Raw genomic sequence first — 13,406 nt, forward strand, 5'->3', positions numbered from 1 at the left:
ATAAATAAATTTTATAGCTGATAAATAATAAATATGGCTATTATGAAAATTTTTCGGCTGAACGCCTATGCGATTCATCCGTACAACAAGGATGCCCCGTGATCACAACCAATCACAGGGCATCTCACAAATACCTTATCTTTTTGTATTTGATTTCTTTGCTTTGTTTTCAAGCTCACTTTTTGGTTCCATAGAAAATTCGGTATCTTCATTATGACCTTGAGGGTTTACGCCTTTTGGAGCTTTTCCGCGGTTGTTTCCTTTTTGTGCCATGATATGTCACCTCCATTTCGTATTATTTCCATCCTAATTTGGAATATGTCTTGAATAGAAAATGAGGTGATACATGAAACTAACCATGAGGTGAGAATCGTGAACAAAGGAATCTATACTGCGCTACTTACAATTGGGCTTGCTCAATTTTTAAAAATTCCAATTAAAAAAGCCAAAACCGGAAAATGGGATTGGGGTACTTTTTTTGAAACGGGTGGCATGCCAAGCTCGCACTCAGCTGGTGTATCCTCTCTTGCAACTTTTATTGCGTTGAAAAGGGGTATTCCCACGATAGATTTTGCATTATCAACCATATTTGGCTTAATCGTAATGTATGATGCACAAGGTATCCGCCGCCAATCAGGTGAACTCACTATTAAGGTGAACGAGCTTGATGAAGAAATAGAGCGATTAGCAGGACAAAAGGACCATCACTACCATGATAACAAGGAACAGAGATTAAAAGAAAGACTTGGCCATCAGCCAGAAGAAGTACTTGGTGGAGCAATATTTGGAATGATTGCAGGTACAATAGCCCATTTTTTAACAAAAAAATCGTAGTATTTCGACAAAAAGTGCGATATTATTAGGGTAGAATTTTTTGTTGGGGTTGGGGTCTATTGTTTAAACTAGAAAAAAAAGTAAATGAATATTTACAATTCTTGGCGCAAAAGGGTTTTAACTTTGGAGAGGACGCAGTTGGCTTCATTACATTTGGTCAGCAATATACCAATGCAACAGACGAAATTGTCAATGTTGCAATCGAAATCACTTTAAAGGCCCAAAAGGAATTTGATGGAAGCTTCTTCATATCTTTATTAGAGATGCTGAAGGAAAATCAAATCCAAAGTCGAAAACAAGCAATTCGTTTTGTAGAAGAACGAAATATAATGGCATAAAACCCTTGGACAAGTTAGTCCAAGGGTTTCTAAGTTTCATTTTTTCGGATGGCTTGTCTTGCTAATTCATCAGCCACTTTATTTTGTGCGCTTGGGATCCATTTAAGAAAAAAAAGGTCAAGTTCATTAGAAAGTAGCAATGCTTTTTCAAGCAAAGGAGCGAATTTTTTATTTTTGACGTATTCCTTTGCTATCGCTCGGTCAACCAGTTGTGAATCGGTTCGAAACGATACCACTCTGTAGTCATTCTTGATGCAAATTTCAAGACCTTTTAAAAGAGCATAGTATTCAGCTTCGTGGTTCGTCATAATCCCAAGAGGAATCGAATGTTTTTCCACGACACCATTTCCCTTAATAAAAACCCCAGCACCAGAAGGACCAGGGTCACCAGCGCTTGCACCATCTATATACACTTCGATCATCTAATGCCTCCAAAATATACTAAATAATGCCTATTTTATCATTAATCATGTAAAGTTGTGAAGATAATAAGAACAGGACGTCTACTCGCAGACATCCTGTCCTCTCACGTTTATTATGCATTTTTATGAAATCTTCTAGCGATATAAATAAATGGTGTATCGATTAAAGCAACTAACCATTTAATAAAGTATGTCGTTATGAAAATTTCAATCCATACGTCAAACGGATATGCACCTAAGAATGCAACACTTGTAAAGATTAATGTATCAAGTAGTTGGCTAATCATTGTGCTACCATTATTCCGTATCCAAAGTTGGTTATCCTTTGGAAATCGAGCTTTAATTTTTGAATAAATAATTACATCTGAATACTGACTGATCAGAAACGCAAGAAGGCTTCCTAAGGCAATCCGTGGAAGAAGTCCAAAAATTGTTTCCAACGACCCTTGAGCAAAGTCAACCTCATGCGGGTCAAACGCAAGAACAAACTGCATGATAACAATCATGGAAAGCAGTGTGAAAAAGCCAAGCCAAACACCTTTTTTCGCTTCCTCTTTTCCATACTTTTCATTCAGAATATCAGTAATTAAGAAAGTTGTTCCATACATAATATTACCGAGGGTAGCGGTTAATCCAAACAGCTCAACCGTTTTTACAACCTGCAGATTTGCTATAACGGTAGAAAAACCAATCCAAACAAATAATCCGGATTTTCCAAAAATGCGGTAAATCGTTAAGACTAAAATAAAATTGACAAGTGCAAAAATGAACCAAAGAATCTCGTTATACATACTATTACCTCCTATAGTTTTGATAACGCGGGAGTTTACGAACCGCGAAAGGACTTCATTTAATTGTCAAAGGTTTATTATAGTACGATACGAATAAAAGTGGAAGTACATAACCTAATGGAAAAAGTGTATAATGAGTAAAAAATTAGGAAAAATGAAGATACGTTCCACTAGAGAGGATGAGCATGATGAAACTTAAGCTGGAATGGACTTATAAAACGCCAAAAAACCAAGTGATAACCTTAATGTCGGATGAAGTATCTGCGGAAGAGGCATTGCTCTTAGCAGATGACTTTGAACGAACTGGACGCACAAAAGAAATCGTATTTTATGATGAGCGACATACAAAATGGACGAAAAAAGAAATCATTAAATTGATGAAAGTAGTTGAAACGGAACCTCAGGATGTTATTGCTTATTTCGATGGCGGGTTTGATATTCAATCAGGTAAGGCCGGCTTAGGTGTTGCTATATATTATTCCCAAAGTAAAAAGCCATATCGGGTTAGAGTAAATGAAGTATTTGAAGAAATGGAATCAAATAATGAGGCGGAATACGCAGCGTTTTGGTTACTTTTAAATACTCTTGAGGAAATAGGAGTACAGCATGCAACTGTCACATTTAAAGGGGATTCCCATGTTGTATTAAAACAATTGTCAGGGGAATGGCCGTGCTTTGAGGAGAACCTGAATAGGTGGCTGGATAGGATAGAGGAGAGAATTGAAAAGTTAGGGATTCATCCAATCTATGATCCGATTGGCAGGAAACAGAATGCAGAAGCAGATAGACTTGCTACACAGGCGCTCGAAGGAACCATTGTTTCGAGTAAAATTGAAATAAAAGGGTAAGTAATTAAGCCTATTCATCATACTCATAAAGTAGGTGAATTTGATTGGGATGGATTCGAGTGGGCGATACCGATGAAAATAGGAGCTGATTTTTTTCATGAAACGGAAGGAACTTATATTGGAAGTTGGTGAAATACTTGACACCTATTGCCAAGATTGTTTTGTAAAAGAATATTTTCGCAAAGAACATGGCAAACGCTATGCCCAAAACTTCTGTATTAAAAACTGCACGGTTGGTCAAAAGCTGAAGGCATATGGAGAGAAACTATCATAATGTACGTAAAAAGGGCTCTTTTCGGTAGAAAGAGCCCAAAGAAAAGGCTGATAAAAAATCAGCCTTGGTTTCACATTGTTAAGTTAAAATGTAAGAATTATAGCTTTACAACGTTTGCAGCTTGAGGTCCACGATTTCCTTCAACAACTTCGAAAGAAACTTCTTGACCTTCTTCTAAAGATTTGTAACCTTCACCTTGGATAGCTGTGAAGTGTACGAATACATCGTCTCCGCCTTCAACTTCGATGAAGCCAAATCCTTTTTCATTGTTAAACCATTTTACTTTACCGTTTTGCATTATGCTTTTCCTCCTAAACCTTCGGCACAACCGTGCATCGTAAAAATTTTATCATTTAGCTACATATTTATGTATCTTTAAAAATAATAATATTGTAAAAAAAATACTTAACTACTAGCTAAATGATGATATTAATATACAACCTAAATCGTGTTAAGTCAAGGGAATAAAGGGTTTTTTACGTATTATTGGAAGATATTTGTGACAAAGAAGAGGGAAAATGTTAAAATTCTTAAATATTTTTGTATATTCGAATAATTATTGAAGAAATTCCATTATTTGATATAATGATAGAAAGAAAAGTTTGAGGTGTCCAATACGATTATCGATTCATATTTCAAAAAACATGAAATTGAAAGCGTTTTATCATTACTGTTGGATGGAGGCTACTATTATGTTTAGACACAATTACAATGGGAAAGAAATCATTATCAGGTTTACCTCAAATTCGAATAGCACCAAGGTCAATAAGGATTTTTTGTATAAAAAAATATTATCCATATGTGAAAGTATAATGTCTGCAGATCATGAAACTCCTTTCATAGTCGAGGATGATCAACGATGCCTTGCCGTAGGCACGGTACAGCATGGTGATTTAACTGTTATCTCTATCCATCATATTGTCGAACCATTGAATATGTATCTCCAAATAAATGAAGTTAAAAAACCATCTTGAATGGTTTTTTAACTTTAATTATCCCTCCTATCTGCCTCTCATACTCTCCCACCAAAATCTGTATTTCTATGAATCCTAAAGTTTTGATAAAATAATCATAGTAGTGTAATTGAAAAGAGGAATAAGATGAAGGTTATTATCGCGGAAAAACCAGACCAAGCGATGAAGCTTGCAGCTCCATTTAGGAGTAAAAAATCTCAAGGGTTTATTGAGGTTTCGCCAGATCCAATATTTCCTAAGGGTGCTTACTTTACATGGGCAGTCGGTCATATTTGCGAGTTGCTTCCACCCGAAGAATATAATCCTGCCTGGAAAAAATGGAGAATTGAAACACTCCCTCTCATCCCCGACCAATTCTCATATCGGGTCATGAAATCAAAATGGAAACAGTTTACCATTATAAAAAATCTCCTTCGAAAAACTGAAGTAACGGAAATCATTCATGCAGGTGATGCTGGACGTGAGGGAGAACTAATTATCCGTAATATTATTGAAATGGCCAAGGTAAGTAAGCCGATAAAACGATTATGGATTTCATCTTTAACGGAAAAAGCTGTGAATGATGGATTTCAAAATCTATTAATGGAGGAGGATACTAGGAATCTATACTATGAAGCGAAGGCAAGGGCATGTGCAGATTGGATTGTTGGGATGAATGCATCTAGAGTCTACACATTACTGCTGAAGCAAAAAGGAGTATCTGATGTATTCTCAGCAGGAAGAGTTCAAACTCCTACTCTGGCTTTGATTGTTAAACGTGAAAAAGAAATTGCTAATTTCAAATCTGAGCCATTTTGGGAGGTATTTGCCAAGTTCCAAGTGAATGGTAAGCACTATGAGGGGAAATGGATAAAAGATAATGAATCACGGCTTTCTTCACAAGACATGGCTGAGAGGATTGCGGCTTTTTGTCGGGATAAGCCTGCGGAAATTGCTGAAGTGGAAATAGAGAAGAAAGAATATCAGCCTCCTTTACTATTTAATTTGTCGAGTCTTCAGGCAACCGCAAACAAAGCGTTTAAATTCTCACCAAAAAAAACATTGGATGTCGCACAAAGTCTATATACAAAAGGGATTATTTCCTATCCCCGTTCGGATTCAAGCTATATAACAAAAGGGGAAGCACAGACAATACCAGAAATTTTTTCAAAGCTTAATAAACTGGAAGACTACAAGGATTTTTTTCCAACACCTAATGTGTCAATAATGAATAATTCACGTTACGTTAATGAGAAAAAAGTGACTGATCACTATGCAATTATTCCAACTGAGCAGGTTCCGAATCCTGAAAAGCTATCCGGTGATGAGAAGAAGATTTACGATCTAATCGTTAAACGTTTGATTGCCGCGCACTATAAGCCTGCTATTTTTAACTATACAACCGTAAAAACTTTAGTGGATAAACGTGCTGAATTTGTAACAAAGGGAAAGGTAATGCTTCAGGAAGGGTGGAGAAAGGTACTCTTCCAGGATAATTCAAAGGATGAGGATGTAATCTTGCCACCCCTAGAAAAGGACGAAGCAGGGGTAGTCGAAAACAGTTACACAAAAGAAGGGAAAACACAGCCGCCGAAACGCTATACTGAAGGACAGTTGATTACCTTAATGAAGACGGCTGGTAAGCATATTGACAATGATGAGTTAGAGAAAATTCTTGCTAAAACAGAAGGTCTTGGCACCGAAGCAACACGCGCGGGTATTATCACTATGTTAAAACAACGGAACTATATTAAGGTAGAGAAAAACCAAGTATTTGCAACAGAAAAAGGGATTCTATTAATCGATGTGATTGGTGAAAAAATCCTTGCATCTCCTGAAATGACAGCGAAATGGGAACAGCGTCTTCATGAAATAGGACAAGGGAAAGCTTCGCCTGCATCATTTATGATTCAGACGAAGAAGCTTTCTCAAAAAATTGTGGATGATGCAAAAGTACAAAGTGATACATGGGATTTCTCAAATATCAAGATAGAAAATGTTAGTTCCCAAAACAGCTCGTATAATAAAAAAGACATCGGAACAGTTGTAGGAACCTGTAAAAAATGTGGTGGTGAGGTTATCAATAAAGGTAAATTTTATGGTTGTGCAAACTATAAAACAAAAGGCTGCCAATTCACAATTTCAGGAAAGATCTTAGGTAAAACAATTACGAAAACAAATATTCAAAAATTACTTTCAGCAAATAAAACTAATTTAATAAAAGGATTTAAAAAAGATAGCAAAACATTTGATGCATATCTTAAATGGAATGACCAAACAGGAAAAATAGAATTTGAATTTCCGGCAAAAATACTAAATAATAATTAAAATGTAAGAGAAAAGGCAAAATGCCTTTTCTCCTTTTTTATAATTTTCGAAAAACTGGATTGAACCATATATAACCAGGTTGTATAATAGAAAAGAATGCTTGATACGTACACGTACTAAAAGAATGGATGGATTGATTTGTTATTTGTAAAGGAAATGCCGATAGAGGCAAGAGAAAAACTTTTATTTGCTGGACTTAGGCTATTTACAGAAATGGGGTATCAAAAGACATCTGTACTTGAAATTGTCGAAATGGCGAGAGTTTCAAAGACAACCTTCTATCAGCATTTTAAAAGTAAGGAAGATATCATGGTTGCTTTGTTTGAACAGCTTGGCAACGAAATGTCTGAGGAAGTGAAACTAGCAATCTCACTAGAAGAAAGCATGTCTTACAAAGCGTTTGCTGGGATTAATCGGTATATCCAAATTTGTTTTGAAAATAAACATGTTGCACAAATATTATTGGTTGAATCAGTTGGAGTGTCGCGGAATGTTGAAATGGTGCGCCAAAGGTCTCACCAAGTGTTTGCATCAATTATTCTGCAAACAGTTCAGGCAGAGCTGCCGAAAACTGTTTCAAAGATAGAAATGCGAATCGTGGCCCAAGCAATGGTTGGTGCAATTAATGAAGTCATTATGCAAAACTTTTTTAACAATGAAGAAAAGACAATTGATTTTGAGGGGATATCTAGATTGTTAAACCGAATCGTTATTTCTGCATTTGTGAATCTTGGAATGCAGGAATAATCTATTTCTGTAGGAGGAATACGATTTCGTACTCAATGTTAATAATTAAAAATATTTGGGAGGATGCTAACATGACAAATGGTATTGAGAGTTACACATTATCTGAATTGATGCAAAGAATTGAAGAAGTGATTAACCAAAACCCGGGACCTATTGAAGGTCTTAATGTGATTTATCAGTTTAATATTACGGGAAATGAAGAAGCAATCTTTCAACTTAAGGTCGAAGGTGGTCAGGCAAAGATATCAGAGGCTACTGAAGGGGCAGATTGTACGCTAATTTTATCACTAGTAAACTTTAAAAATTTCTTAATAGGAAAACTAGGTGGAACTGCTGCTTTTATGACAGGGAAATTAAAAATGAAAGGTGATATTGGCAAAGCAATTAAATTAGAAGGACTATTACGGGAATATAATCTTAAAGAACATCTATAAGTTAGAGAGGGTGAACAGGATGGGCGATTTCAGATGGCATAAGGAAGCTGAAAAGCAATGGGATGGTCGTGCTGACTTTTGGAGTAAGCAAAGTCAAGTTATGTGGAATTCCGGAAGCCGCTCCACAATTATTCCTTTTTTTTCAAAGCACCTAGCGGATAAAGCTCATATTTTGGATGCAGGTTGTGGTGACGGTTACGGGTCATATTTACTTTCTGAGCTTGGGTTTCAAGTAGTTGGGGTTGACATTTCAGCTGAGATGATTGAAAAAGCCAATAAGAGAAGTCAATCTGAAAACCTTTCATTTACACAATGTGATTTGACAAATCTACCTTTTAAGAATGAAACTTTTTCAGGAATCATGGCAATTAACTCAATTGAGTGGACAGAGCAACCACTACAAGCAATTAATGAAATCAGGCGTGTGACAAAACCAGGAGGTATCTTTTGTGTTGGGCTATTAGGTCCTACGGCAGGACCAAGGCAACATGCATATCAACGCTTGTACGGGGATACCGTCATCCAAAATACGATGATGCCTTGGGAATTTGAGCAATTGGCATCTGAAAATGGCTGGCGAGTAGTTGATGGTCAGCCTGTTTATAAGGATGCTGTGAAAATCGAAACAACGAAGGGATTACCCAAAGAACTAAAACAAGCATTATCGTTTATGTGGGTGTTTATTTTAAAAAAAGCGTAAGAAAAGGTATCTCGAGCCCGAGATACCTTCTATTATTCCCAGTCATATGGAGTTTCTTGATAAACATAATAATTGAGCCAATTTGCAAACAATAGATAAGAGTGTGATCTCCAGCTGTGAACCGGTGGATTGGCCGGGTCATTGTTTGGAAAATAATTAACAGGAATAATGACTTTACCTTTAGCGAGGTCACGTTCATATTCCTCTTTTAACGTATTAACATCATATTCAGGATGGCCAGTAAGAAAAATATGTTTTCCGTCTTTTGAAGCAACTAGGCACACACCTGCATCATTTGAAAAAGATAAAAGTGTCAATTCTTCAGTATTTTCAATTTCCTCAAGTTTTACCTCAGTAAACCGGGAATGCGGTACATAATATAAATCATCAAAGCCGCGAACCAATTTCACATCCTTATTAACTAAATGGTGGTGAAACACACCCGTACATTTTTCAGATAGCGGGTATTTTTTAACCCCATAATGATAATAAAGCCCCGCTTGTGCACCCCAGCAAATATGTAATGTCGAGGTTACGTTGGTTTTCGTCCAATCCATAATTTCCTTTAGCTCTTCCCAATAGTTCACGTCCTCGAACGAAAGATGCTCAATCGGTGCACCAGTTATGATCATCCCATCAAACTTTCTGTGCTTAATGGCAGAAAAGGAGGTGTAAAATTTATCAAGGTGATTCTTTCCCGTGTTTTTAGCAACATGCGTTTCTGGGAATAACAATGTAATATTCAGTTGTAATGGGGAGTTTCCAAGTAGTCTAAGGAGCTGAGTTTCTGTTCGTTCTTTTTCTGGCATAATGTTTAAGATTACTATATTAAGTGGACGAATATCCTGACTGTAAGCGCGATCTTCATCCATTACAAATATATTTTCAGATTCTAATACTTCTTTTGCAGGTAAATCATGAGGGATATTAATTGGCAATCCTATCATCTCCTAGTTTCTTATAATTGAAATTTTACAACAATTCACACAGGAATATCAAATAAAAAATCTTTACTTGTTTTATGCACTAAAGAGTAAGGGGTAAAAATAGAAGTTTCACTTTATACCGATGTATCAAATAAGGTAAGATATAGGAGTATGGGAAGTTTGTTCACTAAAATTGTCTTGGGGGTATTGTGCATGAGTTTATCAACAAAGTATAAGTCTGATATTGAAATTGCTCAAGAGGCTGAGTTAAAGCCAATTAAGGAAATTGCAGAACAGTTAGATTTACTTGAAGAAGAACTAGAACCCTATGGTCATTACAAAGCAAAAATTTCCTTAGACGTGATGAAGCGTCTTGAACAAAAAAAGGATGGTAAAGTCATCCTCGTAACATCCATTAATCCTACGCCGGCGGGGGAAGGAAAATCGACAGTCACTGTTGGACTTGGACAAGGACTTGCTAAACTTGGAAAAAGCGTAATGGTTGCGATGAGAGAGCCATCCCTAGGACCAACGATGGGAATTAAAGGCGGTGCAACGGGTGGCGGATATTCACAGGTAATCCCAATGGAGGACATCAACCTGCATTTTACAGGAGATTTTCATGCGATTACAACTGCAAATAACACACTATCTGCATTAATTGACAACCATATTCATCAAGGAAATGAACTTCAAATTGATGTCAGACGTGTCACATGGAAGCGCGTTGTTGATTTAAATGACCGTGCACTACGAAATGTTGTAGTAGGGCTGGGAGGACCTACTCAAGGTGTGCCTCGTGAAGATGGATTTGATATTACCGTTGCATCAGAAATTATGGCGATATTCTGTCTAGCAACAGACATACAGGATTTGAAGCGAAGACTATCAAAAATAGTAGTGGCTTATAATATACATAAACAACCGGTCACAGCAGCAGACCTAGGAGCAGAGGGCGCGCTTACCCTTTTATTAAAGGATGCTCTTAAACCAAATTTAGTTCAAACACTCGAACACACACCAGCTCTTATTCACGGTGGCCCTTTTGCTAATATCGCTCATGGCTGTAATAGTGTAATCGCCACAAAAATGGCGGCGAAATTAGCTGATTATGTGTTAACAGAGGGTGGTTTTGGTGCTGATCTTGGAGCCGAGAAGTTCCTCGACATTAAAGCAAGATATGCAGAAATTAAGCCAGAGGCAGTTGTGATTGTTGCAACTAACCGAGCTTTAAAAATGCATGGTGGTGTTAAAAAGGAAAATTTAACTGAAGAAAATGTGGAAGCTTTAGCGAAAGGTTTAGAGAATCTTCAAAAACATATTGAAACCATTCAAGCTTTCGGATTGCCATTTGTAGTGGCGATTAACCGTTTCGTTACGGATACTGAAAAAGAAGTTGAAAAAATCGAATCTTGGTGTGCGGAACACTCTTATCCTGTTGCACTTACAGAAGTTTGGGAAAAAGGCGGCGAAGGTGGAGTGGAGCTTGCTAAGAAGGTACTCGATACAATCGAAAATGGTGAAAATCACTATGCCCCAATCTACGAATTATCTGCTTCAATTGAAGAGAAAGTAAAGGCAATTGCTAAAACTGTTTATGGGGCAAAAGATGTTGAGTTCTCGAATAAAGCGAAAAAACAAATGATTGATTTTGAAAAATTCGGGTGGAGCAATCTTCCAGTTTGTATGGCGAAAACACAATACTCCCTTTCAGATGATCCAACATTGCTCGGAAGACCAACGGATTTTACCATTACTATACGTGAATTTAGACCATCTATCGGCGCTGGATTTATTGTAGCTCTAACGGGTGATGTCATGACGATGCCTGGGCTACCAAAGAAGCCATCAGCACTTAATATGGATGTTTCTGAAGACGGAAAAGCTGTAGGCTTATTTTAGATAATGATAGGGGGATTTCCCCCTTTATACCAAAAAGGAAGGTATATTTTATGTTTGATCCAACCGTATTTGAAAACCTAAAGGTTGTAATTGAGGGAGCCCTTTATGATTTAGATCTAGAAGGACAACTCTTGATTACTGATCGTCAGGATCAAGTGGAAATGGCGAAAATGGGTAGGCATTATCGCATTACCTTTAAGGATAAAACGATTGATAAAATTCAAGCCTATATTAATTTGAAAGTTGACCTTGATAATCTTGTTACTGAACTACGAAGCCTTGATGATAGTAAACCAGGGTGTCATTTGGAAATAGGGTTTATTTTTAAACTCGAATCGCTGGATGTTTGCCCAAGTATTGATCGAGTATTAACCACTATTTGGGGTGACGAAAGGGAAATCGAACAGGAAATTTCTTTTCAATATGGTACGAGAAATCAATATACAAACAATAGTAAAATTACTTTTCACCGATTAATTCAAGAAGATCATATAGATGATTTACTTGAAATGATTGACTATATCATTAAGACGATTCATCAACTACATACTGCTACTGCTTAGGGGCAATCTAGCCTCTTTTTTTTAGGCTGTTTTCTAAAAGATTGTTGCTTTTATATGTAGGGTGATTTTGGCTCCTGGTACTCGCTTTCCGCGGCGATCCGCAAGCCTCCTCAACAAAATGTGGAGGCGGCTTGCACAGAAACGAGAAAATTGGCCGACTAAAGCGCCACGTCCTGTGGCGAAGTCGGCACCAGTACGTCCTGTGCGTCTGAGACTCCGAAAAAGAGGCGTATTTTGCCTCTGAAGGAGGAGTTGAAATTTCTCGAGTCTAGCCGCTGAAACTGGACACGTCGCTGCTGCTCTGCGGGGTCTCTTCTGGCTCGCTTATCTAGCAGGAGTTCCCTTGCATAATCGAATCAAAAAGCAACAAAGTTTACGAAAATATCCTTTTTTTTACAACTAAAGGATTAAATTTTCTGAAAATTTAGTGTTTTTTATGATATAGTAAGAGCATATATAGTAATATAGTGATAATGGTATTTGTTAAGGGGGCGATTTTATGGGGAAAATTGCATGGGTCACAGATAGTACAGGATTTTTAGATGAGGAACTTTTGGACCATGAGGATATTTTTGTGATTCCAATGACGGTCTTTTTCGATGAGGAAGAATATATTGATGGAGTTACGATTACTCCTGCTCAATTTTTTGAACGATTGAAAACGGCAAAGACCATCCCAAAAACATCACAGCCTTCCATTGGAAGCTTTGTAGAATTATATAATAGTCTCGAAGAAAATTATGATGAGATTATCTCGTTGCATATCTCGGAAAAATTAAGTGGAACCGTTTCGTCAGCAAGACAAGCTTCAGAATTAGTGAATATTCCAGTAACAGTCATTGATTCAAAAATCCTTACCTATCCGATGACAAAATTAATGAAAGAAGGGATGAAGCTTTTACAGGAGGGTGGGACCGTAGCAGAGGTTGAAGAACAAATTGTGGATATGGCTGAGAAATTAGAAACCTATGTCATTATCGGAAGTTTAGAACAACTGCACCGAAGTGGACGAATGAACACGGCCCAATATTTCCTTGGGAGCATGCTTCAAATTAAGCCAGTCATCCAAATTAACGATGGTGCTCTTTCTGTAAAAGAAAAAGTACGCTCTGAAAATAAAGCAACAAGTAAAATACTAGGTTATTTAAAGGATGCCATAGCGAAAAATCATGTGGATGAGGTCTATATTTTATATGGCTTGGACGATTCTAAGACTAAGGAATGGGAGCAACACATCCGGGAATTTGCGCCAGACAATATTTCGATTAATGCGTACCCACTTGGTGTTGCGATTGGCGTACATGCTGGTGAAAATACCATTGGGATTAGTTGGATGAATAAATAAT

17 protein-coding genes are annotated in these 13,406 nt (G+C 37.1%); 12 read left to right on the forward strand and 5 right to left on the reverse strand.

Annotated features, from left to right (window positions below; genetic code table 11):
• Window positions 1-135: 135 nt before the first annotated feature.
• A complete protein-coding gene (sspL, locus tag AC6CHV_RS19175; protein ID WP_341331091.1) occupies window positions 136-273 on the reverse strand; it encodes a small, acid-soluble spore protein L in 138 nt (45 codons plus the stop codon).
• Between the two features lie 99 nt (window positions 274-372).
• Between sspL and AC6CHV_RS19180 the strand changes: the two genes are divergently transcribed.
• Both AC6CHV_RS19180 and AC6CHV_RS19185 read left to right on the forward strand, forming a co-directional pair.
• Window positions 373-834 (forward strand): divergent PAP2 family protein, encoded by a 462-nt coding sequence (locus tag AC6CHV_RS19180; RefSeq protein ID WP_341331092.1) that lies wholly within the window; start codon window positions 373-375, stop codon window positions 832-834.
• Between the two features lie 59 nt (window positions 835-893).
• Entirely contained in the window at window positions 894-1,172 is a 279-nt protein-coding gene (locus AC6CHV_RS19185; RefSeq protein WP_341331093.1) for a DUF6123 family protein, read from the forward strand.
• A 29-nt stretch (window positions 1,173-1,201) separates the two neighbouring features.
• Here AC6CHV_RS19185 and AC6CHV_RS19190 read toward each other — a convergent pair whose 3' ends face one another.
• Together AC6CHV_RS19190 and AC6CHV_RS19195 are read right to left on the reverse strand one after the other, a co-directional pair.
• Window positions 1,202-1,594, reverse strand: a complete 393-nt coding sequence (locus AC6CHV_RS19190) for a reverse transcriptase-like protein (RefSeq protein WP_341331094.1) — start codon at window positions 1,592-1,594, stop codon at window positions 1,202-1,204.
• Window positions 1,595-1,707: 113 nt separating this feature from the next.
• Window positions 1,708-2,385, reverse strand: a complete 678-nt coding sequence (locus tag AC6CHV_RS19195) for a queuosine precursor transporter (RefSeq protein WP_498079494.1) — start codon at window positions 2,383-2,385, stop codon at window positions 1,708-1,710.
• Window positions 2,386-2,573: 188 nt separating this feature from the next.
• On the opposite strand from AC6CHV_RS19195, the gene AC6CHV_RS19200 reads away from it, so the two are divergent.
• Window positions 2,574-3,233: a ribonuclease H family protein gene (locus tag AC6CHV_RS19200; RefSeq protein WP_440274254.1), complete on the forward strand. Its 660-nt coding sequence runs from the start codon at window positions 2,574-2,576 to the stop codon at window positions 3,231-3,233.
• A gap of 97 nt (window positions 3,234-3,330) precedes the next feature.
• A complete protein-coding gene (locus tag AC6CHV_RS19205; RefSeq protein WP_121448235.1) occupies window positions 3,331-3,507 on the forward strand; it encodes a zinc-finger domain-containing protein in 177 nt (58 codons plus the stop codon).
• A 97-nt stretch (window positions 3,508-3,604) separates the two neighbouring features.
• Here the strand turns inward: AC6CHV_RS19205 and cspD are convergent, their stop codons facing one another.
• On the reverse strand, window positions 3,605-3,805 hold the full coding sequence (gene cspD, locus AC6CHV_RS19210) for a cold-shock protein CspD (RefSeq protein WP_010283969.1): 201 nt from the start codon (window positions 3,803-3,805) through the stop codon (window positions 3,605-3,607).
• A gap of 514 nt (window positions 3,806-4,319) precedes the next feature.
• Here cspD and AC6CHV_RS19215 point away from each other — a divergent pair.
• The 5 genes from AC6CHV_RS19215 (at window position 4,320) to AC6CHV_RS19235 (ending at window position 8,669) form a co-directional block, all read left to right on the forward strand.
• A complete protein-coding gene (locus AC6CHV_RS19215; protein ID WP_498079495.1) occupies window positions 4,320-4,481 on the forward strand; it encodes a hypothetical protein in 162 nt (53 codons plus the stop codon).
• Between the two features lie 126 nt (window positions 4,482-4,607).
• Window positions 4,608-6,788 (forward strand): DNA topoisomerase 3, encoded by a 2,181-nt coding sequence (locus tag AC6CHV_RS19220; RefSeq protein WP_498079496.1) that lies wholly within the window; start codon window positions 4,608-4,610, stop codon window positions 6,786-6,788.
• A gap of 138 nt (window positions 6,789-6,926) precedes the next feature.
• Window positions 6,927-7,535, forward strand: a complete 609-nt coding sequence (locus tag AC6CHV_RS19225) for a TetR family transcriptional regulator (RefSeq protein WP_498079497.1) — start codon at window positions 6,927-6,929, stop codon at window positions 7,533-7,535.
• A 71-nt stretch (window positions 7,536-7,606) separates the two neighbouring features.
• Window positions 7,607-7,969, forward strand: a complete 363-nt coding sequence (locus tag AC6CHV_RS19230) for an SCP2 sterol-binding domain-containing protein (RefSeq protein WP_341331099.1) — start codon at window positions 7,607-7,609, stop codon at window positions 7,967-7,969.
• A 19-nt stretch (window positions 7,970-7,988) separates the two neighbouring features.
• Complete coding sequence (locus tag AC6CHV_RS19235) at window positions 7,989-8,669, forward strand: methyltransferase domain-containing protein (protein ID WP_498079498.1); 681 nt, start codon at window positions 7,989-7,991, stop codon at window positions 8,667-8,669.
• Window positions 8,670-8,701: 32 nt separating this feature from the next.
• Here AC6CHV_RS19235 and metA read toward each other — a convergent pair whose 3' ends face one another.
• Entirely contained in the window at window positions 8,702-9,607 is a 906-nt protein-coding gene (gene metA, locus AC6CHV_RS19240) for a homoserine O-acetyltransferase MetA (protein ID WP_341331101.1), read from the reverse strand.
• Between the two features lie 201 nt (window positions 9,608-9,808).
• Between metA and AC6CHV_RS19245 the strand changes: the two genes are divergently transcribed.
• The 3 genes from AC6CHV_RS19245 (at window position 9,809) to AC6CHV_RS19255 (ending at window position 13,405) form a co-directional block, all read left to right on the forward strand.
• Window positions 9,809-11,497, forward strand: a complete 1,689-nt coding sequence (locus tag AC6CHV_RS19245) for a formate--tetrahydrofolate ligase (protein ID WP_498079499.1) — start codon at window positions 9,809-9,811, stop codon at window positions 11,495-11,497.
• 50 nt (window positions 11,498-11,547) lie between these two features.
• Window positions 11,548-12,060, forward strand: a complete 513-nt coding sequence (locus tag AC6CHV_RS19250) for a hypothetical protein (RefSeq protein WP_341331103.1) — start codon at window positions 11,548-11,550, stop codon at window positions 12,058-12,060.
• A gap of 499 nt (window positions 12,061-12,559) precedes the next feature.
• A complete protein-coding gene (locus tag AC6CHV_RS19255; protein WP_498079500.1) occupies window positions 12,560-13,405 on the forward strand; it encodes a DegV family protein in 846 nt (281 codons plus the stop codon).
• Window position 13,406: the final 1 nt, after the last annotated feature.

Source organism: Ferdinandcohnia sp. GQ5 (assembly GCF_059759275.1).

What these genes read in the sequence shown, in the direction of transcription:
- AC6CHV_RS19200 (WP_440274254.1), top strand. Translation starts at nt 2,574, where the DNA reads ATGAAACTTAAGCTGGAATGGACTTATAAAACGCCAAAAAACCAAGTG.
- AC6CHV_RS19195 (WP_498079494.1), bottom strand. Translation starts at nt 2,385, where the DNA reads ATGTATAACGAGATTCTTTGGTTCATTTTTGCACTTGTCAATTTTATT.
- AC6CHV_RS19250 (WP_341331103.1), top strand. Translation starts at nt 11,548, where the DNA reads ATGTTTGATCCAACCGTATTTGAAAACCTAAAGGTTGTAATTGAGGGA.
- sspL (WP_341331091.1), bottom strand. Translation starts at nt 273, where the DNA reads ATGGCACAAAAAGGAAACAACCGCGGAAAAGCTCCAAAAGGCGTAAAC.
- AC6CHV_RS19190 (WP_341331094.1), bottom strand. Translation starts at nt 1,594, where the DNA reads ATGATCGAAGTGTATATAGATGGTGCAAGCGCTGGTGACCCTGGTCCT.
- cspD (WP_010283969.1), bottom strand. Translation starts at nt 3,805, where the DNA reads ATGCAAAACGGTAAAGTAAAATGGTTTAACAATGAAAAAGGATTTGGC.
- AC6CHV_RS19230 (WP_341331099.1), top strand. Translation starts at nt 7,607, where the DNA reads ATGACAAATGGTATTGAGAGTTACACATTATCTGAATTGATGCAAAGA.
- AC6CHV_RS19205 (WP_121448235.1), top strand. Translation starts at nt 3,331, where the DNA reads ATGAAACGGAAGGAACTTATATTGGAAGTTGGTGAAATACTTGACACC.
- AC6CHV_RS19255 (WP_498079500.1), top strand. Translation starts at nt 12,560, where the DNA reads ATGGGGAAAATTGCATGGGTCACAGATAGTACAGGATTTTTAGATGAG.
- AC6CHV_RS19215 (WP_498079495.1), top strand. Translation starts at nt 4,320, where the DNA reads ATGTCTGCAGATCATGAAACTCCTTTCATAGTCGAGGATGATCAACGA.
- AC6CHV_RS19245 (WP_498079499.1), top strand. Translation starts at nt 9,809, where the DNA reads ATGAGTTTATCAACAAAGTATAAGTCTGATATTGAAATTGCTCAAGAG.
- AC6CHV_RS19220 (WP_498079496.1), top strand. Translation starts at nt 4,608, where the DNA reads ATGAAGGTTATTATCGCGGAAAAACCAGACCAAGCGATGAAGCTTGCA.
- AC6CHV_RS19235 (WP_498079498.1), top strand. Translation starts at nt 7,989, where the DNA reads ATGGGCGATTTCAGATGGCATAAGGAAGCTGAAAAGCAATGGGATGGT.